The sequence below is a fragment of the Chamaesiphon minutus PCC 6605 genome (assembly GCF_000317145.1).
In the GTDB taxonomy this organism is placed as follows: Bacteria; Cyanobacteriota; Cyanobacteriia; order Cyanobacteriales; family Chamaesiphonaceae; genus Chamaesiphon; species Chamaesiphon minutus.
Genome location: NC_019697.1, coordinates 1,871,268 through 1,893,728 on the forward strand (window position 1 = coordinate 1,871,268; position 22,461 = coordinate 1,893,728).

Sequence of the window (22,461 nt, forward strand, 5' to 3'; positions counted from 1 at the left end):
TTATTTGGGGGTCGTAGGTGGCGAATTCTTACTAGGAGTAGTAAAACTAGAGGGAGTAGTAGCGGCAGGATTGGGCGAAGTCGGCTTCTTTTCATTGATAATCGATGTTTTGGGGTTGGGCACAGACCCATTGGGAACGGTGAAATTACGGGCGATTGGTGCCATGCTAGTCGTTTCTAATCCCTGACTTCTGATCCGCGCTACCGCCACGGCGAGTCCTTTGTCTTTATATAAAAGGGAAGCTTCCGAGAGCGTCAGCGGTGGTACGGCGCGAATGGTGAGTCGTCGGTTGATGGGGATACTGCTGCCCACTTTTAAGTCCTTGCTATAAAACAGACTCCCCACTACATCTACCGTCCAAGTCCCAGGCGATACCAGCACTGGTTTAGAAATATTGGCAGGGATATATACTGTTTCCTGCGCGCCATTAGTGGTGAGCTTTGCCATGACGGTTGCTAGTTTAGTACGAAAGACTTCGGCAAACTCTGTCGATAGCCCGAACGTATAGCGGTAAGATGTGGTGGAAATCCTCCCCTGCCCGACGGCGATGCCTGGATCTGGCGGGTTGCCCTCAACAGGTAAGGTGTTCCGCCAAGTGAAGATGCCAATCATCTGCGTCCGCGCAAAGTCGGCGATTAATGCCGGATTGCGATCGTTCCCTGCCATGTACTCTAGAGATTCGATTTCGCCGTTACCACGCGTCACGAATGGGGTCATCGGCTTAGTTGCAGCGGCAAATTGCATCGCTAGAATGACGATTAGCAACATTCCGTTGATGCCCATAAAGCCTAGAGTTGCCATTCTCCAGCCGCCAACGGTCATGGCATCCTTGGCGCGGCGCATCCGATCTGACTCTTCGTAATCCGAGTTAATTCCCGTAACGGCATCGATATCAATAATCTCTAAATCGTCACCTGCTGGCTCGACGATTATTGGTGCTTTTCTTTTGCTGTTGAGGATTGTCATAACAGTAGTTTTTAATAATTTTTAAGAACTAGCGGCTATCTATAAGAATCGACCGACAGGGGTAAATTTCAAAGCAATCCCCGCAACTTGTGGTACTAACTTGACTGCCTCCCCAGCTAAGTTTAAAGTGGCATTAAAGATGGCAATCCCACCTCCTCTGGCGAGGAGTCCGGCGATTGCAGGGGCGAATAAACAGATGGCAATATCGATAAAGTAGACTGAAATATTGGCACCCATTTTGACGTTCAAATATTCAAATGTTCTGGTAAGTACCGTTAACATAAATTGAAAGATACCCACTGCCCAGAAACTTGAAAACCAAACCATTAACGGTGAGATATTAATTACACTCAGACACAAAGGAATCGGTAATGCGAGAATGGCAGCAAATATCGATACTTGGGCAAAGTTACTAATTACCATCCGCCAACCCCCAAAAATTCCTTTAAGTGAGGCATCGATTAAATTGGTTAATTGACCGCCGATGCCCTTAAAGATATCGGAGGTTGCCTCGCCAAAATTACCCGAAGCGAGATTGCCCACAGCCGCGCCCATGCTGTCTAGAGTCGTCGGATTCTTGATTCTCCCTGCACTGGTATCAGCGTTAATTTGAGCGGATAATTCGCCTTGGCAAGCAGTAAAGGCTGGATTGGGACTACCATTGGTTAAAGTCGGTGCGATCTTTAAACATTGTTTGGTTTTTGTCTCGATCCCGTTTAATGCTGCCGTCTCGCCAGTGAAGTCTTTCTTGAGCTGGACTAGATTGCTAACTTGTTCGATATTAGTGTCGATGGCAGTATTAATCGAGCTAATTGCCGCCCAATTGAACAGGGCAAAATCCCTAGCTAATGTGCCTCTGCCCACAATGAAAGATACTAAAACCGCCGCCCAAAATAACTTACTCGCATTAGCGGGGAACTGGTCGAGTTCGGCAAAACTGGGAACGATAAAGTATAGTTGAAATGCCAGCCCAAAGACAGCAAATATTGTACAAGGTGCCATAATTGCTCCAAATAGAGCATTAGAATCACTGAGCCAATCTGTAACCAAACTATCTGCGATCGCCGGAGTCGCCGCTAGCAATGATGTCAAGTAAATATCCATGTTGTCAAACCTCTTTAAAAGATCGAACGCAGACGGTTAAAAGTTAGACTGATATCGCTATTTATTTAGTACTATTGGCGTAAACATCCATTGCTTGTCGGATTGTCAGATCTTTATCCTTACTTTCGTCTAATGCTTGCCGTGCTGATTGAATTTGGGCTTCATTGAGGGTTTGTAGTTGCTCTGCCGCACCATTAGAATGAGCGAGTAACGTGTTGATGCCCTGCCCCATCGTCGCTTGAAGGTTGCCAATTTGAGTTACCCCCACCAGCGTACTTTCCGGTGCGACGACACTACTATAGACACTGCTCGACTGTTTGATTTGTTGGGCATCCACCTTCATCGTGTCTTTGACGACCTTCCCTTGACCAGCGATTACGGCTTCATTGATGGTGCCTCTAGCTTCGCGATCTGCTGTGGTGGCAGAATTACGACCATTTTGCGAAATCGCTTGCACTAATTTACTAAACTCTGCTGTCGCACTCACTGGCGTAAAGTTATTTTTGCCATCAATGAGATTGGTAGCGGTAACGGCGATACCTTGGGTTTTCGGATCTAGATTGAAGACGTTGCTACCTAAAATTGCCGTTGTCAGAGTATCGGTGGTAAAAGCAGATGGGGCATTAGCTTGACCTAACAGTAAGCCCCACGCACTGCTGGGATTATTGACAATTCCTGAGATCGTGTTTAACGTACCGAGTGCGTTGGTAATCGCTGGGTCTACCGTTATTGCTGGCACAGTTACGCCCATGTCCGCCCCTGGGACTGTTACCCCTGTGGTGGGGGTCATCGGATCGAATGTCGGATTCATTGGGACGGTGACATCGCCACCTGTAGTAAATACGGTACTGGCATCGGCTGTACCGCCCAGAGTTGCAGCTTCGGATGGGCTAGCGCAAAGTGTGACTAGTGCCGAGATTGTGGCTAAAATAGTAAACTTTTGCATGAATATCTCCAATCTAAGTTTGAGTTAACAGTGCTTGACGTGCTTGACGTTCCAGTCGCTCGTCTACGTTGTTGGCAGTCAGCGCGACTAGACTCGGTGGTAAGTAAGCGGTGACGGCGGTAAATCTGTCGTTGAATTTAATCAGCCACCGTGAGGAATTGGTAGTGGGGTCTGGAGCAAAGTCGATCCCTGCATTTAACACCGCTAATTCATACGGTAGATGTAGATACTTTTGGTAAGCATCGATACTGTCGCTCCCGATTCTGCCGATGAACTGGTATGTCAGCGCGTCCATAATTTGGTCGCCATTGGCTGAATTAGCGATCGATCCTGGCTCTTGGCTTGCCAGCATCACCCGCATCCCCGCTTTTAAACCGTTAACCATCGTGGCAGCGATCGCATCCCCAATCGCCCGAATCGGAATCGTTCTAGCCGCTTCATCCACAAACAGGAAAGATCCCTTGGGACTGGCTGAAGCGGCAATCGCGCGACGCATGGCAACTAAATAAATCAGACTGCCAAACACCGCCGCTTCATCGTTACCCGTCACCCCCCGCATCGCAATTGCCAGCAGTGGCACCCGATCGATTTCCACAGTTGAAGGTGAGTTCAAGACTTGGGCGTGTTGTCCCGATGTCCACTTGCGAAGTTGATTGCGGATGAAACCCATTGTTTCTAGATCCTCCAATGTGGCATCGGTTAAACCGATCAGCGAAACTTCACAAAATTGGACGAAATCGTCTAAGATTGGGTGTTGCTTCCACGCATCAGAGCCGATGCCCCCTTCTCTAGCGCGAATGTAGCGCAGGACGATCGAGTTATTATCGAGAAAGTGTTGTAGGATGACGGGCAAGAACCCCTCGACGCGCTTGGTGTGTGGGCTGCTATCTTGGATATCCCCCAATACCATTGCCTTGATGACCCGCAACAGGTGAATTTGTGACTCTTGTTTCAAGTCGTCCTGTTGTCCCTTGCTGGCTGTTATTGGCAGATTGGGCAGTTCAAACGGGTTGATACTGTCTTTGAGAATATCGACATAACCCCCACCCATATTGATGACAAAATCCTTGAACGAAGATGCCTCCCCCGATGGCGGTTGATCGACGATCGTCGATTTGACTCCTTCGACTAGAGCGCGGTAAATTATCCATGCTGCCAGTAAGGTTTTACCGGATCGCGTCTGTCCCCACAAGGAAATGTGACCTTGATTTTTAGGATCGAAAGCGTCAAAATAGATGGGAGTTCCACCCTTATTGGCAATAAACTCGATCCCTTTGCGGTGCGGCGATTGGGGTACTAGCAGGGGCATATAGGATGCCATTACCACTGCCGTCGTCCGGTCGCGCCTGTCGCGAGTATCGACTAGTAGCGTTTTCCCATAGTAGGGTAACGATTGCAGCCAGATCGCATCGCAAGTATCCGTATCGGCGAGCATCCTAGCTGGGGCGCGAAAGCTCTGGCGAAACGCATCCATCACTTCCCGCAACTCTTTTAAAGTGTCGCGGTAAAAATAGACTGTCAGTGCCAGATCCAAAGTCGGATCGCCAGCGGTGATATCCCGCTGACTGGCAACTGCTTCTTCCAGGTGCATTTCGGCGCGAACGTCGATTTTGCCCTTGCTTTTAGCCGTGTTGATTTGTTGGGCAGCTTGTTGGATCAGATCTTGGTTGTTAATATTGACTGCCGTGCGATCGACAATCGACATTTCCAGTACGACCCGAATATCGTGGCAAAACCGCTTCGATAAAATGTCCCACATATACTGAAGCTGCACCAAATCCAGCGTTCTGCGTCCTACCGCATCGAATGATGTGGGTTGGGTCTTTAAATACATGCAGCCGACGTATTTATCATCGACAAAGACATAATCTCGACCCGTCGATGGGATGCTGCTTAACTCCTCATGAATCAGAGCCGTGGGATGCAGCCGACTATTGGCAACTTCAGTAATCTCATTCCGCGTTAGATCGTAAGTAATTAAATGTGGAATGCTTTGAGACTGCATTTGACGACCCGCTTGAATCTCGGCGATTCTAACTTTTCGATCGTGAAAGCGATTGGATTCGGCGCGGCAAAACTGCCACACCCCCTCGGCATCTAGCGGTGTAAATGCCATCTGCAACCGTTCGCGAATCAACGTCGTCCAATACAGGTATCCCGATTGATAGCCTTTGAGTAAAAATCTGTCGAGATCTTCTTCGGCAATCAGTTTATCTGCTCCAGAGACTTTTCCTAGGAATTTAGGGAATATCGACGAGCAAAACTCAATCGCACTTTCTAGCCACTCCTTTTCTAAGTGTTCGCTTTTTGCCGTGTAAGTCACAGCTAGATACAGATCTTGTTGGCGGCGATGTCCGCCTTGATGTGCATCGCGAAGGATTTTAATCTCTTCGACCAACATTTTAAGCGCGGGTTCGGATTGAAATTCAGGACGATCGTAAGTCGAGCGAAAGGTTTGGGCTAGCTCTAACTCGCGATCGATCGGATCGGGAAAACATTGCCAATGCACCCGCAGACTTTCACCTTGGGGCACCTCTCGAATTAAAGCCGCAATCCCAGACACCGCCGCTTCTGCTTGAATGGCATCCTGGTAATCGTGGATGCCATTGCACTTGAGGATAAATCGCAGCCGATAAGCTGGGTCGTCCACGGTGCCAGTGTTGAGCAGGATTGCTCCGATGGGTCGTTCTCCAAGCTGTTGATACTCGACAAACGATCTCAGGTGAGTGTTGGTTTCGAGTAAGTACAGCTTGTGTTTCTTGCCATCGATCGTTTTGTGCTTGATGAACTTGCGTCCTTGCGGCTGGGTCTTTTGCGGCTTACTTTTGGACTGTGGTTTTGCCATGTTTGAGTACCGGAATATGTTCTAAACCCCCTCTGGTATAGTGTCTGGTCTTACGTGCCCGACTCAATACCGTGTCCGTACCATCGCGAAAGATATAAATTGTGGCAACAAGCATCGAAACCGTTAGCGGTACCACCATATCGATGGGTAGAAATTGCGTTAAGACAATTCCGAGTACGATTACGCTTAGGCTCATTATTGCCAAGCCCGAGTTAATCCCAAAAAAGCCGGAACGCCGTCTTAGTGCCCGATTGACAACTAATCGATCTCTCTGTGGCAGATTGTTATTCATTAATAATCTTGACTACCGATCGAGCCGCTAACCCGCCCCACCCGCTACCATTGCGTCGGTAATTGCGGATGAAGTGAACAGTAATGCTACCAGTACCAAAACATTCAAGATACACTTACCCGCTCCTGAAAGATCTTCTCTTTCGTAGGATTGATAGCCCGTATACGCTTGCCAAGCTACAATCGCACCGACTAACAAGATAATCGACCAGGGAATCAAATCGAGAAATGCCAGTAGCAGCGGTTGAACCACTGATAACGATGGCACTGCTGTCAAAAATGCTGTGGCTTGGGTTTTGATATAAGTCGTCATATTCGCAAACAAAGCCGCATTTGCAGGTCGATTGAAATCGCCGCCTAGTACTAATGCCGTAGTGTTAGCGATGACCGCAGTAACAAAAATATGCCGTCGCTGAATCGCTTTACGCTTTTTTGCTGGAGTGGCGCAAATAAGCATGAAGATACCTCCTCTAAATAAGTAGCGATCGATCGCTACGATAATAAGGTGAATCGGATTTGCTATCGAGTTAAGTAAAAAAAGCCGTGATTACCGCGAGGGTATTAAAATTTGAGGAGAATAATTATCAGTTTTCAATCCTATCCTCGACAGGGTTTGCCTCACCTACCGCTGCATAGTTCATCGAAAACCTAACTGTTGAAGTCAACGTTGTTACCGATGAGTCCAATGATTACCGATCTCTAAGTGCCGATGAATCGGTAGGGATCGGTATCCAATCCGCCCGAACACTTAATAAATTGCTTGAAAATATGTGTCTTTAGATACAAAATACTTAAAAACCTCCACACTAACGCCTCAGTGCAGACGATGTGTGGAGAAAGATATTTGACAAATCTTGCATTAAACACGTATACAAATCAGCTAAATCTCCAAAACTTTTATTTCCATTGCTCTCCCCCCTACCTATGTGATAGGGTTAAAGCAGGTAGTATAAATGTCAAGCTTAATATTGCTGTGCTCGATCGGTAGGGTTTTTTACAAAAATCGTACCCACAATTTAGTCGGATGTAATAAAAATCTCCGCACTGTCTAGTATCCGCAGCGCATTCGAGCAAGTTTCAATCGCGATCGATTTCATCGGCTTGTGCCGCTTGTCGATCTCGCTCTAGCCATTCATTGAGGATGCGCCTGTCTGCATCCGAATGAGAATTGGCTCCTCTATAGCGATATTCTAATCGCCCATTTTCCATTACTCGATCGAACCGAACTATATCGAGTCCGAACAACCTAACTACCCGTTGTGCGGCACATGCTAACCGAGTTTTACGCGTAATGTCTATGCGGAACTTGATTAGCTCAAATCGATATTGATACAAATTTTCAAACCAATCGGTCAAGTCTTGTACGGTAAGAAGTCTTTCCTGACCCATTAGTTGAGGAATATTTAATTTGTCTAAAGTCTCTACCTTTTTGAGCATACTCTCTCGCTCATAATCATTGGAGAGGTTTGAATTGATATAATTGCGCCCAACTGTAAAGTAATAATAAAGCTGTAGCTTTTTATACTTCGATCTTTGCTTTCTTCTATCTAAAGGGTTCTCAGACTGTTCGACTTTTGATGGAGTAACTATCTTGCTAGGATCTTGCCTGGGTCTGCCTCTTTTGCCCTTAACCATGAGGTACTAAAAAGCTAATAAAGAAGTGTTTGACAATTATCTACAATTTTTGTGTCCAATTTACGATAATATAGGGAAATATCTTTATTTAAACCAAAAATAACCAATAAATAATCCTATCGGATTGCCGTTGTTTCACTCCCAAGACCGCTAAATAGGGCAAAAGCCCCCGAACCGAAGTTCGAGAGCTTTAAACCGTTATTATTTAGCCCAGCAGACTATTTGCTTTTTCTAAGATTGATGTTTTTGCCGACGTTAAATCTTAAAAATCGCGCTTAGTTCTACTTTATCATGCAGTGTGCTATTTATCTAGTATTTTAAAATAATCGCTAAATAGCCGATCTAGGTACGCATGTACTTCAGTTGTTCGTTACCATGAATTTATATGTATTGAGGAAAATCATCAATTGTCTCGCGCTTAATACGTGTGTACTAGTATTTTGACGATCAATCTCAAATAAATAACTTCATCCCGATCCAAGATCTCAACTGAATGAAAAATAGTTAAGTTGTATCATTTTCGACGAAATTCGCTGTACGAGTAAGCGATCTCTGCCGTCTAAGGCTGTAGATAACGTCTTTCTGTGCTGCAAGCTATTGGCGACACTTGTTGTTGTTAGGCGCAATTTAACTGTGAATAAAAAATAAAGTAAACTCGTCTGTTTTGGCAAATGATATCGTGACCGCCCTAGTTACTCACCCTAACTAGCCGCCATGATAACTAAATTAGAACTCCATACCAAACTATCCAACCTGTTCCACATCGGCTTTAACTTCATCACTGCCGAAAATACCCCCAAACCGAAGTGGCGTACCAACCGCAAATATCGACTTACCCGTGGTGAATTCGTCAAACGCTACAGCGACGAACTCACTCTCCTGGGAGTCAGCTTCGGTACTACCACAAAATACTTCATGCTCGACATCGACTGTGGCAGTAAATATCACCCAGACAACGACCCCACTGCACTACCAAAAATTCGTCAGCTCCTCGAACAAGTCGGTATAGTCAGAACAGACCTCATCCGTAGCTCCCACAGCGGAGGCATCCACCTCTATGGATTCTTCCCCAAAAATGTCTCGACAATTCGCCTCGCCACCTTGCTCCACGTCACCCTAATCGACGCGGGTTTCGAGATTGCTAAAGGACAACTCGAATGCTTCCCCAACCCCAAACCCTATGGAGAAAAAGGACACTTTACCTACTATAACCCACATCGAGTACTCTTACAGCCCAATAGTGGCGGTTTCTTGCTTGATGAAGATGGCAACATTCTCCTCAGTGCCGAGAACCTGACTCATGAAAATATGTTGGCAGGGTTCTTAACCAGAGTAGAGCAATCGGCACAAGCTCAAGATATGGATCTATTGCGTCGCATGATGGACACATGCTATGCCAAATACACCAGCAATGCAGGCATCGCCAAATATCAACATCATCACAAAGACTATACCGAAGTCGCCCGTGAGTGGAAAGAAAACCTCGAATTGACGATCCAAATGATCGGCTGGACGGCTCACGGTCAAACCAACACTCTCCTACCTAATTTTATCGCTTACGGGGTCGTCTTTCTAGGGTTCAAAGGAGAAGAACTAGAAAATTGTCTCTACGACCTTATCCAAGCCGCCCCAGGCTACCATGACTACTGTCGCCACCAACACGAAATTAAAAATGTAATTAAAGATTGGGTCGAAAATACCGAACGCCAGGGTTACTACGTCGAATACTGTGGATTTCCAGCCAGAAGCGGCTTAAACCCCCACATCACCGCCAAACGGATTAAAGCTAGCCGTAACCAACATAACAATAACCTAGCCAAACGTACCGAACAAAGACTAAACGCCATCCTCGCCGCATTAACCGAAATCCCCAAACAAGCTAAAGCTAAGATCGCGGCAATCCGAACCAAGTCCATCGAACTATTTGGAGAAGCCATCAGTCGCAATACATTGTATAAACCGGAATACAAGCCGCTCTGGTTTGAGGCTGAAATAGCCAAATTAGATAGCAATTTAGAAAAAGATCCCACACCCCTTTCTAATTCCCCTTTAACCAATACCGACCAACAATTTCAGCCAATTGCCATCGAAAATAACACTTCAATTTCAGCCGCTCAAACTCAGTCTGAGACTAGTTTGTCCCACACCCCCCCCCTATATGAAACTTATGTGGGACGAATCCAGAGTAGCTGGCTACATCACCAGTTACGGTTATACTGCATCAATCTATGGTGTCAATCTATCCTCGATCTACAATCTCCAAGCGTCGAATTAGAATTAGTATCAGATCTTCCCAACCACTCCAATCTTCCCAATCTCGATTCCAACCTTCAATTCACATCCGTCACACTAGAGAGTCAAAATTCGCCAATTCAGAACATTCATAATACTGAAAACTTCAATAATAACAATCTCCAGTCTGAGGAGGTTGCCAAGATTAGTAATGGGAGTAAAAGTAACAACGATATTGAATCTCAAATCGAGAGCGAGCCAGAATCAGATCCAGTTTCCCCGATCGAGATTGGGACTAAGCTACGACGAAACGTGCAGCAAATCGGACATAAGACCTATCCGGCATTGGCTAATTGCCAGGTGGTATCTGCTAATGGATTGGATTGGGTTGTACGGGATCGAGAGGGTTATTCGTGGAATGTGTCTCACCACGCACTCGCTAGTGGGGTCTGGGAAATTGAAGCCGACTTGACGGATGTTGGAATCTCAATTCCCCAGCAACGATCTGCAATCGATATCGCTCGACAGATGCGGCTAAATCTTTCGTCCGTCCCAGACGATCTGCTCTTAGAATTTCTACACCATCCAGCGATGGAGACAATTCAGTTCACAATCGAGTTAGCCGACCGACTGGTTACTGCTTCAACTTGCAAACTGGTGGAAGAGTTAGTTGCCGATTTATCTCCTTGCCAGAAGTTAGATTTATGGAAGACTTTATCAGATCGGGAGCGCATCGATATCGAGCAATTGATGTCTCAACATTCGCCAAACTTCGAGCAAATCGACCATCAGAGTAAGCCGATCGGCTCAATTGATGTCTTCGTTGGTGCGACTGTTCTTACCTTAACAGGGCTGATTGGGGTTGTTAAGCACGTATTTACGTCGGTCGTGAAGCCGTTTGTTGTTTACCATGAAAGCCTCGGTCGCACCATCCTCTATGGTCGTGAGGATCTGCGACTAGATCTAAGTTAATAGCTCGAACTATCAGAATGTTTACGAGATCGAATCTGAGGCTTTGAAGAACGAGCTAGTTCCAGTTATTTAGTTGTGCATATTGTGGTAGTTTGAGCGAATGAATCTATCGAACCTCAAGCGGCTGAATTTTCTAGAGTTACTACTTTTCACCACATAACGCTTCGAGCCGCTCTAGTAAGCTTTGAACCTCCAACCATTTATCGGGATGTTCCCATACCTTAGCTGCTACTACCCTGGTAATTGTATTTTTGACCCGAAGCTGAGGAGAAGGTAGCTGTGGCTCTATTTGTGGTTGTAAGCTTTTAATTTGCTTCTTAATTTCCGTTAAGGGCATTCCTCCCTCGATTGCCGCTCTAAGGAGATCGTCTCTAGCAGCAGTGTCGCTAACTTTGGCAATTGCTAAAGCTTTGGTATGATCTAATCCTGCGGCGATTGCATCGCTAACATTGTCTGGAAGCTTAATTAAAGGTAATTTGGTTTTGACAAAAGACAATAATTTGATGCCGTACTCGCTCAAGATCCGCTCGACGATCGTTTGCTGGTCGTTAAATTTAGGGGAAACGTTTTCCCTAGATTTGACCCCCTTGGCAACATTCGCCAAACTATAAAGTACGGACTTTACTTCGTCTGTAGAGTCAATTTCTAAATCCACTGCTAATAAATTAAGGATCGCCCAAGTTTCTTCGATCGGATTTAGGTTAACACGATTGAGATTCTCCGCTAGGGCAATCCGCCGCGCATCGCGATCGGATAAGTCCATCACCTTAATCGGTACTTGCCGCTTGGCGGCTATTGCTGCAAGTTGTCGCCGTTCGCCCGCAACTAATTCATAACGACCTGCTACGACTAAGCGCACGATAACATTTTCAAGTACGCCCCAGGCATCGACACTAGCTGTCAGTTGGGCCATTTTAATTGGATCGAAATGCTTGCGCGGTTGATAAGGACTTCGATCTAGTAACTGCGGATCGACTAGTTGAGTAATCTCCGCTTTTTCCAACTCAGCGATTCGTGACTGGAGCTGGGCAATGTCGATTGAGACTTCTGGCGAAGCCTCACGAGTAGCGGCAAAACGAGCCAATCTGTTAGACATAGGTTTATCCAATTGTTTGTAGTAGTTGCTGACAGACATTTCTGAATTGCTCGACCGTTTTGTGTACTGGCCGAAATTTGCCGATTGCCAAGCCGTTGCCATTGGCATTCATAATTTCGAGTGAATTGTCGATTGTTTCAAACATCCGTAATCGAGCGCGTGCGGCTACAAATTTTAATTGTTCCATACACTGTCGATGAGTTTGTGATTTCTCGTTATAAGCATAGGGTACGATCCCTAGCACCTGGGGGGCAGGTTGTAAGTTTAAATCGTCACTTAGATATTTGAGCCAGTTGAGCAATCCGTCTAGCCCCGTTAATGCTTTGTCTTGGAGGATCAATGGGATGAGCACGTAGTCGGCTGCCACGACCGCATTCTCACAAATCTTCCCCAATGTTGCGGGACAATCGATCAAAATTACATCGTGACCGAGCGGCTTTTTTTTAAGTTTGTTGGCTAAAATATGCTCGCTGCCACGTCTAGCTACAAACTCGTTTTGTAGTTCCGCCATCCCCAGATGACCGCGACAGACATGAATATTTTTCTCGTTGGGTACGGGAACTAAGTGCCAGTCTCGATCGTATTTTTCGCCCAGCATTCCGACAATAGTATCGATCATTGGGATTTCAACATCTAACCCACAAAACAAATCGAGATTATGTTGGGGATCGAGATCTAGTAGCGCGACCTGTAGCCCAGATCGATCTAATTCGTAGGCTAAATTGCGTACTAGCGTACTTTTGCCAGCTCCACCAGAGTTAGATAATACGGCAATGGTTGTTTGTTTCATCGTTCGTTTTTAGACCGCTTTAATTTCGCACAAGATTCGATCCAAGCCAGTTCTCGATCTGATAGATTCTTCGGATCTTCTACGATATCTAGCACCACAAACGTAAACACTTCAGCTCCAGCTATGTTCCAAACCCTTTGGAGATCCGGATCTGGATGCTGTCCTTGTTTGAGCCAAGATTGATGTTGCTGCCATACTGTGGTGATATCTATCGTACTGGCTATATAAATTTGATGATTCCAGGTATTTTTGATTGCAAAAATACCACCAATTGAATGACCGCCTAAGAGCGCGTTTACAGTTGGCAGTAGTTTTGCGGGAATATAACGATTCGTTCCTTGGCCTGTCGCAGGTCTGCCCATAATACCTCCTCGACAGAGTTTATATTCAATAAACTAGTTTGTCAAATATTAATCAAGCGATCTAATCGAGTGTAATTTCTGATTGAAAAATAGTAATTTTGTTCTCAGTCGATTTATCTTATGTTGGCAGTTCAATGGAATGAACTCTCCTATTGAACTATGGGAGTTTTAAGCTACTGAACTATGGGAGTTTTAAGCTACACATAAGACTAAAACTAGGAAATATTGTCGTTAGTTAATTTTCGCTCTGTTGATATAAAATACAGTTTGACACTGCTATCTCATAGATATACCGATTGCTTTCTACTTTGGCTTAGTTCCAAGTAATTACTTGGAACTATTCGATCCACTCAGAAACCTTATGTAGCAGCAGTCACGCCCAATATTCATTATCGGTATATTAGCTCTACTAAAGCTCAAATGCTTGCTGGATAACGATTAGCATCTCTCGATTAGTTCCAAGTAATTACTTGGAACTAATCAAAGTCAAATGGAACTAAGTCCATACCCAACCAGGCTTTTGCTCGATAGTCGATTACAAATAGAGAACGCATTCAGTCATAACTAACAGCTAAAACTGTTTACTAGCAACAACTCGATCGACCTAGTATAGTTCCAAGTAATTACTTGGAACTGCGGATATAGCTCAAAACCACCTCTAGTTGTACGTTTCCGGCAATTAGTACTTGTACGGCAGCTACTTGTTCGGGTCGAACGGAGACAGTGTGAGATTTGTACTTGCCATCTGGTTCCTTTTGCTTGTAACTGAGATGCCAATTATCTCATACAAGAATTATTAATTAGACAACAACAACAACGACCCTCTTCTTATACAGAAGTCAAAGATAGATAGTTACAAAGTTTTATTTCTACAACGTGTTTCATGGTACGATTACACCATGAAGTTAAACATTCAGAAAGGAATCGACCCCCATACCAATGAAATCGTCTGGCTGATGCTCGACGATCGCTACGAGGTAGTCGAACCCATCCAACGTTATCTCACATACCTCAGCACTGGTAAATCTCCTAATACCGTCGAGGCATACGCTTACGATCTCAAATTCTGGTGGAAATTTCTCGAACTTAAAACTCTAGACTGGCGCAATATCAACCTAACTGACGTGGAAGATTTTGCGTACTGGTTGAGAGTTGGGGATACAACCAAAGTCGTATCCATGCAACCAGTGCAGGCAATCCGGTCTGAGAAGACCGTCAATCGAGCGATTACTGCCATTACAGGCTTTTACGAATATCACATCGCTAACGGTCGAGTAGACTTCAATCAGTTTGATAGATTTCACATGCCTTATGGGATTGGCACCAGAGGATTGCTCACGGGTATCGCCAAGAGCAAACCCACCAGACAGAAGCTAGTCAAGCTCAAGGAGCCGAAGAGCTTTCCAGGTTGCTTGACTGACGAGCAAGTAGCAACGCTAGTGGATGCCTGTCATCGCCTGAGAGACAAACTTATCGTCCTCATGCTCAACGGTACTGGAATGAGAAAGGGCGAGTTGCTGGGACTGTGGATTGAGGATGTTGGGGATTGTGGTGACAACTATATTCGAGTGGTTAGTCGCAATAATCCCAATGGAGCGAGGGTAAAGGGACAAGAGCGAACTATTCCGGTAGTACCAGAACTACTGAAAATGTATAACGACTATTTGATCTACGAGTATCCAGCACAAAAATCTAATTATGTGTTTGTGAACATCTGGGAAGGAAATGTCGGAATGCCGATGAAACCAGATGTTTTGAATACCATGTTTTCTCGACTGGGTAAAAAGACAGGAATCCATGTTTATCCTCACCTTTTTAGACACACCTATGCCACCAGACTACTCAGGTCTAATTACTCCCCAGAACGGGTGAAACATCTATTGGGACATACATCGATTCAAACAACCTTGGATGTTTATTCTCATGTAATTGACGAGGCAAATTTAATAGAAGTAATCGAACGAGAGAACTCTGGAGAATGAGTAGACCGCTTAATAATTATACATTTTTAAATGATTCACCAATTGATGGCAATAATTCAGCTAGAAAGTTACTCGATAATCCATTGATTCATCAGGACATCTGGCATACGATTGATGACTTAGGATTAAACGTCAACCAGCACAGTAGAGTTATGACGATTAGTTTCAACCAGGTCGAACAAGATTGGCTGAAATTATTAATTAAACTATACTGCCTAGTCAGAGTCGAACGACGAATTGCAGCAGCAGCCATTAGGCAAGATCTTTGCCACATTAATAGGTTTTCTCGTTTCATCGAACAGAAATCTATTTTTAGATCCGAACAAATCAATGGAGATTTATTTGATGAATTTGATTTCTACCTGAAATCCTTGAAATTGTCTCCAGCAACCATATCTGGTAACTACATAGCATTAAATAACTTCTTCAAGATCTGTCGAGAAGAGGGCTGGCTGGAAGTTGATACCTATTGGTTTAAAGGCAGGCAGAAAAGAACCAAACCGAAAAATGACGAGATTGAGTATATCCCTGAAGAAGTATGGCAACAGCTAGACGAAAATTTATGTCACTTGCCTGAATCATTACAACGTATGGTATTGGTTATTAGAGCAACTGGATTGAGAATTGGAGAACTACTCAATCTCTCTATAGATTGCCTGCGCCAAAGAGATCGACAATGGCGGTTGAGATTTTTGACAGAGAAATATCAAATTGTAGACGAAATACCTATCTGTGAAGAACTAGTAGCAGTTATTAAAGAGCAGCAGAAATATATCAACAAATACTTTAGTGACAGTTATCATAACTTATTTGCTAGCAATACAAGTGGCTATCGGTATACTCCAACCCCAAGGGTAATGAGTGGACAAACTTTCAATCAGCAGCTTAACACACTAGCTAAACAGCAAAATATTTGTACCAATGATGGTCGAGTTTGGCACTTTAGTTCCCATCAATTTAGACGAACGCTAGCTACTGTAATGACGAATGCTGGAGTCAGGGACTTAATCATTCAAAAATACCTCAGACACCGTTCGCCAGATATGCAAAATCATTACAAGCATCTACTCAAAGAGGTATTAGGCGCAGAATATCAAGAGTTAATGAAGGGAAGTAGCTATGTTAATAGCACTGGTAAAATTATATTACAACATCAACCCCAAAACCCAATCACCGAACTAGTAAGGCGGAAGATGTATCAGATTACTACTCAGCATGGAGAGTGCCATCGTCCAGTATTAAAATCTCCTTGTCAAACAATCAATGCTTGTTGGCAATGCGAACATTGGTTGACATCTATTGATGATTTATCGACTCTTCAAGAAGATTTTCAACGAGTAAAAACTGAGTTAGATATCGCGGCTAATCTAGGAATGGTCAGGCAGCAGCAAATTTTAACTACAGACCGCAATAACTTAATGATTCGGATTGAAGTTTTGGAGACGATTGATGATAGAGATTAATTGGCAGCGAGATTATCATGGTGAGTTTACATGTCCAAGATGCTCTTACTTGCCACTAAAGTTAAAAGGAAATTACAGAGGCAGTAAAAAGCTTTTTTGTTCGCAATGTCGAAATACAATCATTAGTTCAGTCCAATTAAGTAGCCGTTCGAGATACTTGGAATCTCGAATGAAGGATGAATATATCGATTGGGAGCGGGATTACCACGGTGAATTTATTTGTCCAGAATGTGATGCTCCAGGTATTTCAGCTAGAGGAATACGTAAAAAATCTGGTAAAAGGCACTTTGGTTGTCCTACTTGTAAAAAGAAACAAGAAGAGTCATGTGAAATCAGCATAATTAAAATAGAAGATCCTCTCAATCCCGGAGTTAATTGGTACACCAATCATCGAATTGGAGGCTTCATTTGTCCTAAATGCCAAGCTGAAGATATTTATCTAACTGGCATCAGGTTTGGTAAAAAGAGATTTCAATGTAAAAGCTGCAAGCATCGTCAACTTGACTCACTGATTTTGAGTAATGTGAATGTTAGTCATTATAGCGACAACACTAGTTCAGCAATAAAATCATTTGACTGGAAAGATGAGCAATGGGATTTGAGAACGATTAACCCTAATTTTGATGACCGAGATCGAGGAATACATCTAGCCAACTTTGCTAATATTCATCCAGTTTGGTTTAAAGTTGAAGTTAAAAAATATGTTAAGCATCTTTGTAAGACTGGTAGATCTCTAAGCACAATCCAGCAAGATCTGTCTACACTCAGACGGTTCTCTCGCTATTTAGTTAGAGAAAACATATCTAGTTTTGATGAAATCAATCGTAGCCTTATCCTTGATTATCTAGTTCGAGAACAGAAGGTTAATAAACTTAAACTAAGTGGATTGCGAAAACTATTCACCATCGGAACGACTAAAGGTTGGTTTGATATCGACCAAGACATCATCCGCGATGCCGACTATCCAAAACAGTATCAATCCAATCCCGACCCGATATCAGACCAGGTAAGGGAGCAAGTAGAACAGAATTTACATTTATTACCAGATCCGATTGCTCGAATGTGGTTGATAGGTTACTTTTCTGCTATGCGTCCTTCAGAACTAGCCTTGCTCAAACGAGATTGTCTAGTTCGAGAAGGACAACATTGGAAATTAATCTGGCATCGAAAAAAGACTGATGACTATCATGAAATACCGATTAGTAGAACTGTTGCTAAAGTAGTCCAAGATCAACAGGAGTATATTCAAAATCTTTGGGGCGATAAATGGGATTACCTATTTTGTCACTATCACAATTTATCAAAGACTGACGTATCCCAACCTCAACTAGAACCAGTTACGAAAGTTTTACCAATTCATGCAAATCATCCCTTATCAGTTGGTATTCGCACTCTAATTACAGTCCTCGATATCCGCGATGAAAATGGTCTATTAGCCAAGTTTCAATCAAAATTACTCAGATCCACTCGCTTAACCGAACTATTCGCACAAGGGCACGATTTAGCAGTAGTTAGTGCCTGGGCAGGTCATAAACAATTTGCTACTACCGCTACCCACTATACCGAAGTCAGTTGCAACCTGATAGAGAAGGAAACTGGACATATCCAGAAAGCACTTGTTAACAGTAACGGTCATCGTATTCTCTATGAATCATTTCCTAAGTCTTTTTGGGAAACCCCCATTTCCCACAAACTCGAACTAACCCAAACCCATGTTAATACACCTATCTATGGTTATTGTGGTCTACCGCTTAACCAAGACTGTCATAAATCTAGAGCTTGTTATACCTGTGAGTGCTTTGTCGCTACTATTGAAAAACTCCCCCAATACATCAACACACTTAACGAGCTTCGAGCAAAATTAATTAAAGCTATGTCAGTAGGGCAGGAAGTACTGGTCGAGCAATTCGGCAGACAAGCAGAACAACTTGACAAAATCATTGCTAGTTTGCAACAGGGGGCAGCATGAGCAATTCAGATACCAAACAAGCTAGAGTCGATAATCTTCAACAAGTTCAAGCAGCCCGTAAGGAGGATTCAGCAGGTCGAGTTTTTAAAGCTATCGAACGTTTACAAAAGATTGATGGCAAGATTAACTTTACCACCGTCGCAAAGGAGGCTAATGTCAGTGTATCTTATCTCTATAAATATCCAGAGATTAAGCAACGCATCGCCGAAGTTAGAAATAAACAACGGTCATTCCCGACTTCACCAGTTGCACAACCGAACTCATCTTCTACGGGTAAAATCATTGCCCGTCTGAAGGAGAAAATTCAACAACTAGAGAACGAAAATAAAGAACTCAAGCGTAAGAATGAAGCACTTGCTGGTCAAGTCTACCGAGTCCATTACCTCCAGGAGCAAGTCGAAAGGCAGCAGCAGATTATCGAAGATCTACACGGTAAATTAAAAGGCGAACAAACAGATAGCAAAGTCACACCAATATCAAGCAAGAGAAAATCTACGATTGACGAACAGATTCAATCCGAACTAGATTCTCTAGACATCGGTTTAAATCCGACTCTAAATAAGACAATTAAAGCTGCTACTGAATCGACTGTCTTAGCTGCAATAGCAGCACTCAAAGATCAACTCAGCAAAAAGGATATTCCTAATCCTGGTGGCTGGTTAAACAAAGCTATTAGAGAAGGTTGGACTAAACCAGAACTAATCCCACAACAGTCAGCTAAACCGGAGTATCAAATAGTTACAACTAGCGAAAGACCAACTAAAGAATTAATCAGCTTCGACAAACTTCAAGAACTCAGTACTATTTTCAAACAGAAAGATGAATGATCCCATTCCACCCAACAATATCGAAGTAGAAGAGAATATCTTAGGTGGTATTCTGCTAGATCCGTCAGCTATGGGTCGAGTTATTGACTTGCTAACTCCTGAAGTTTTCTATATTACTGCTCACTCTACTATTTACCGAGCAGCTTTAGATCTTTATCATCAAGACAAACCCACCGACTTATTGAGCATAAAGACATGGTTATCTAACCAGAAACTACTCAAACAGGTAGGCGGTGAGGCAAAATTAATTCAGCTATTAGAACGGACAGTTTCAGCCGTTAATATCGACCATCTTGCATCATTGGTAGTTGATAAGTACAAGCGGCGCGAATTAATTGCAGCGGGTCACGAGCTGGTGAAGCTAGGACACGATACGACTATCGAACTAGAATCGGTGTTCGACCAGTCAGAACAGAAGATATTTAACCTGACCACCAATAAACAAGACCAGTTTAAACCCAAAGTTATTGGTGATTGTCTGGCTGCTGTCTTCACCAAAATCTCACAGGGAAGCGAACCTGCATATCCTACTGGATTGGATAATTTAGACACTTTGATTGGCGGTTTGATTAAGCAGGATCTAATCATTGTTGCTGCTAGAGCGAGTATGGGTAAAACTTGGTTGGCTTGTCATTTGACGAATCATATTGCGACTACTCAAAACAAGCCAGTCGTTTTCTTCAGTGCGGAGATGTCTAGCGAACAGTTAACGAAGCGGCTGTTATCGATGCACTCTGGCATTGATTCTCATCGGTTGATTCACAATACAATCTATGCAGATGAGTATGAAACTCTAAAGCAAGCTTTGGGTACATTGGGTGAACTTCCCATCATCATTGACGATACTCCAGCTTATGCTTTGACCCCCACAAAGATTCGCTCTGTACTGCGGAAAATCCGCCACGAGCGGGGCGAATTGGGGTTGGTGGTGCTAGATTATATTCAAAAGCTGGGTGACAGAGCTGCGGGGAATAGAGCGCAAGCTGTGGGCAAGTTCTCTGGGGCGTTCAAGGATATAGCGAAGGAGTTTGATGTCCCCTTTGTGGCGTTGGCTCAGATCAACCGTGGAGTGGAGAGTCAGAGTAATAAGCGTCCTGGAATAGCTGATATTAAAGATTCGGGGGACATCGAGCAGGATATGGAGTGCGATTCGTTCGCTCTAAACTGAACAATCAGGGGATGAGCGACATTGGTTTGGGTAATCCTTCGGATTGAGTTCGCACTTTAATCCCCAACCGATGATAACTATACAACCTTATAGGTGAGTGAAAGTACCCTAGAACCCACAAATCCTATCCTTCAGACGCAGAAGTGAAAACCTATCCCTTATAGCAGAGACTAGCCATCAATCTATAAAGCAGGGGTAAAAGCAAAAAGATACTAATAGCCTAAATTAGTATCCTGTGAGTAGGTGACTATGGATAACAATTGCTAAGACACTATCTGAATCATCGTTACCTGTAACCAGCGAAATAAGGCTGTATGCGCTGGGAGTCCCAAAAGGGCGTAGAACAGGGTGGTATAAAGGTTCCATCTTATATACCATGCGTTACCCTAAAACTCGATGAAAAGGTGTCATCCTACAGGTCACAAAACAATGGTTGTATGGAACGAAGTAATCCATCAGATTACTCTTGGAGAGGTCGAATACTCCAAGCAGTCAGCTAAGACGTAAACTCTGCAATTTTGTAGGTATCTGGTGGGAGAGATTGTGTAAGAAGCTAACGCCTGTCGTAATTGACAGGATATGCAGACGTACACACGGTATCACGGAAGGAAAAGCTACAAGTAGTAATAAATATGCTATGAACACGGCAATTAGTCCGATGTATAGATGGAACGAAATCAACTGGCGCAAGCTAGAACGTAGAGTTTTCAAGTTACAAAAGCGGATTTTCCAAGCGTCTAATCGTGGCAATGTCAAGTTAGTTCGCAGACTTCAGAAACTTTTGATAAGTTCACGGTCGGCAAGATTGTTAGCGGTTCGTCGTGTAACTCAGGATAACCAAGGCCGGAAGACGGCGGGTGTAGATGGGGTCAAATCCCTAACTCCAAAGCAACGTCTCATCTTGGTAGATAAAATCAAACTGGGTACTAAAGCAAAACCTACGCGCCGTGTTTGGATTCCCAAACCTGGAACCAGCGAAGAAAGACCTTTAGGCATACCGACAATGGAAGACCGCGCCTTGCAAGCAGTAGTAAAAATGGTTCTCGAACCTGAATGGGAATCGAAATTTGAACCAAATAGCTATGGCTTTCGCCCTGGACGTTCGTGTCACGATGCAATTGAAGCAATCTTTTCGTCAATTTCTAAAAAATCAAAGTATGTTTTAGATGCTGACATCAGTAAATGTTTTGACCGCATTAACCACAATAAACTTCTATCAAAACTAAATACCTTCCCGACCTTACGGAAACAAATCCGAGCTTGGCTAAAAGCTGGTGTCATGGATGGAAAGAAGCTGTTCCCTACAAATGAAGGTACCCCCCAAGGTGGAGTTCTTAGCCCACTTTTGGCAAATATAGCCTTACATGGACTTGAGGAATTGATAATGGGATTAGCCCCAAAATTCGATATGAAGCGTCCCAATGGTAATCAATTGCCTGTCAGGGATAAATTAAAATCGATTTGCTGTGTAAGATATGCTGATGACTGTGTGCCACGAAGGCGCATAGGAGGACGAAGTCCTCCTGGCAGCTATGCTGCATAAGAGATGAGGGAAGGCCCCTCGGAGCCGCCATTCAGGTGGAGGCTTCAAACCACCGTAAGCTGCATCGGTAAAGAGCCGAGGTGGTGAGCGTTACGGAAAAGGCAGAGCAAGACTCTGTCAGGTAAGGATCGAGGAGACGAACGCGAGTGAACCGTTGATGAAGTGTCGAAAGCATAGGAATGAGGTCAAAACCGAGGGGTAGTCGTTACTTCGGGATTAGTCTGGCAGCAACCTGATTACTGGCCAGATGGCCTCCGGCATGAAGACGGC

16 protein-coding genes and 1 pseudogene are annotated in these 22,461 nt (G+C 44.0%); 7 read left to right on the forward strand and 10 right to left on the reverse strand.

The genetic code is table 11. The features are described 5' to 3' along the window. From CHA6605_RS08685 to CHA6605_RS35670, 7 genes are all read right to left on the reverse strand, one after another. A complete protein-coding gene (locus CHA6605_RS08685; RefSeq protein ID WP_015159100.1) occupies positions 1–966 on the reverse strand; it encodes a hypothetical protein in 966 nt (321 codons plus the stop codon). Positions 967–1,005: 39 nt separating this feature from the next. Next, a complete protein-coding gene (locus CHA6605_RS08690) occupies positions 1,006–2,070 on the reverse strand; it encodes a hypothetical protein (RefSeq protein WP_015159101.1) in 1,065 nt (354 codons plus the stop codon). A gap of 61 nt (positions 2,071–2,131) precedes the next feature. Beyond that, complete coding sequence (locus CHA6605_RS08695; protein WP_015159102.1) at positions 2,132–3,016, reverse strand: hypothetical protein; 885 nt, start codon at positions 3,014–3,016, stop codon at positions 2,132–2,134. Between the two features lie 13 nt (positions 3,017–3,029). After that, complete coding sequence (locus CHA6605_RS08700; RefSeq protein WP_015159103.1) at positions 3,030–5,861, reverse strand: hypothetical protein; 2,832 nt, start codon at positions 5,859–5,861, stop codon at positions 3,030–3,032. Continuing rightward, a complete protein-coding gene (locus tag CHA6605_RS08705) occupies positions 5,836–6,153 on the reverse strand; it encodes a hypothetical protein (RefSeq protein WP_041547821.1) in 318 nt (105 codons plus the stop codon). The genes CHA6605_RS08700 and CHA6605_RS08705 overlap by 26 nt, the downstream gene beginning before the upstream one ends. Positions 6,154–6,180: 27 nt before the next feature. Next, positions 6,181–6,609 (reverse strand): hypothetical protein, encoded by a 429-nt coding sequence (locus CHA6605_RS08710; RefSeq protein WP_015159105.1) that lies wholly within the window; start codon positions 6,607–6,609, stop codon positions 6,181–6,183. A 620-nt stretch (positions 6,610–7,229) separates the two neighbouring features. Beyond that, on the reverse strand, positions 7,230–7,589 hold the full coding sequence (locus tag CHA6605_RS35670; RefSeq protein ID WP_041547823.1) for a hypothetical protein: 360 nt from the start codon (positions 7,587–7,589) through the stop codon (positions 7,230–7,232). 912 nt (positions 7,590–8,501) lie between these two features. Here CHA6605_RS35670 and CHA6605_RS08720 point away from each other — a divergent pair. Further along, positions 8,502–10,991 carry a hypothetical protein gene (locus CHA6605_RS08720; RefSeq protein WP_015159107.1) on the forward strand — a complete coding sequence of 830 codons (2,490 nt, stop codon included), beginning with the start codon at positions 8,502–8,504 and terminating at the stop codon, positions 10,989–10,991. A 142-nt stretch (positions 10,992–11,133) separates the two neighbouring features. Here the strand turns inward: CHA6605_RS08720 and CHA6605_RS08725 are convergent, their stop codons facing one another. Genes CHA6605_RS08725 through CHA6605_RS08735 form a run of 3 tightly spaced genes read right to left on the reverse strand, consistent with a single transcriptional unit; the run spans position 11,134 to position 13,239 of the window. Continuing rightward, positions 11,134–12,087: a ParB/RepB/Spo0J family partition protein gene (locus CHA6605_RS08725; protein WP_051038783.1), complete on the reverse strand. Its 954-nt coding sequence runs from the start codon at positions 12,085–12,087 to the stop codon at positions 11,134–11,136. 4 nt (positions 12,088–12,091) lie between these two features. Then, positions 12,092–12,877: a ParA family protein gene (locus CHA6605_RS08730; RefSeq protein WP_015159109.1), complete on the reverse strand. Its 786-nt coding sequence runs from the start codon at positions 12,875–12,877 to the stop codon at positions 12,092–12,094. Continuing rightward, entirely contained in the window at positions 12,874–13,239 is a 366-nt protein-coding gene (locus CHA6605_RS08735; protein WP_015159110.1) for a GIY-YIG nuclease family protein, read from the reverse strand. The genes CHA6605_RS08730 and CHA6605_RS08735 overlap by 4 nt, the downstream gene beginning before the upstream one ends. Positions 13,240–14,138: 899 nt before the next feature. Between CHA6605_RS08735 and CHA6605_RS08740 the strand changes: the two genes are divergently transcribed. The 6 genes and pseudogenes from CHA6605_RS08740 to CHA6605_RS08765 form a co-directional block, all read left to right on the forward strand. After that, positions 14,139–15,221: a tyrosine-type recombinase/integrase gene (locus CHA6605_RS08740; RefSeq protein WP_015159111.1), complete on the forward strand. Its 1,083-nt coding sequence runs from the start codon at positions 14,139–14,141 to the stop codon at positions 15,219–15,221. Next, complete coding sequence (locus CHA6605_RS08745; RefSeq protein WP_015159112.1) at positions 15,218–16,684, forward strand: tyrosine-type recombinase/integrase; 1,467 nt, start codon at positions 15,218–15,220, stop codon at positions 16,682–16,684. Before CHA6605_RS08740 ends, CHA6605_RS08745 begins: the two co-directional genes overlap by 4 nt. Positions 16,685–16,853: 169 nt before the next feature. Then, positions 16,854–18,653, forward strand: a complete 1,800-nt coding sequence (locus tag CHA6605_RS08750) for a tyrosine-type recombinase/integrase (RefSeq protein ID WP_041547826.1) — start codon at positions 16,854–16,856, stop codon at positions 18,651–18,653. After that, positions 18,650–19,480, forward strand: coding sequence for a DUF6262 family protein (locus tag CHA6605_RS08755; RefSeq protein ID WP_015159114.1), 831 nt, complete (start codon positions 18,650–18,652; stop codon positions 19,478–19,480). The genes CHA6605_RS08750 and CHA6605_RS08755 overlap by 4 nt, the downstream gene beginning before the upstream one ends. After that, complete coding sequence (gene dnaB / locus CHA6605_RS08760) at positions 19,473–20,648, forward strand: replicative DNA helicase (RefSeq protein ID WP_015159115.1); 1,176 nt, start codon at positions 19,473–19,475, stop codon at positions 20,646–20,648. Before CHA6605_RS08755 ends, dnaB begins: the two co-directional genes overlap by 8 nt. Positions 20,649–21,285: 637 nt before the next feature. After that, positions 21,286–22,140 (forward strand): annotated as a pseudogene (locus CHA6605_RS08765) (reverse transcriptase N-terminal domain-containing protein); the annotation flags it as partial. Positions 22,141–22,461 lie beyond the last annotated feature (321 nt).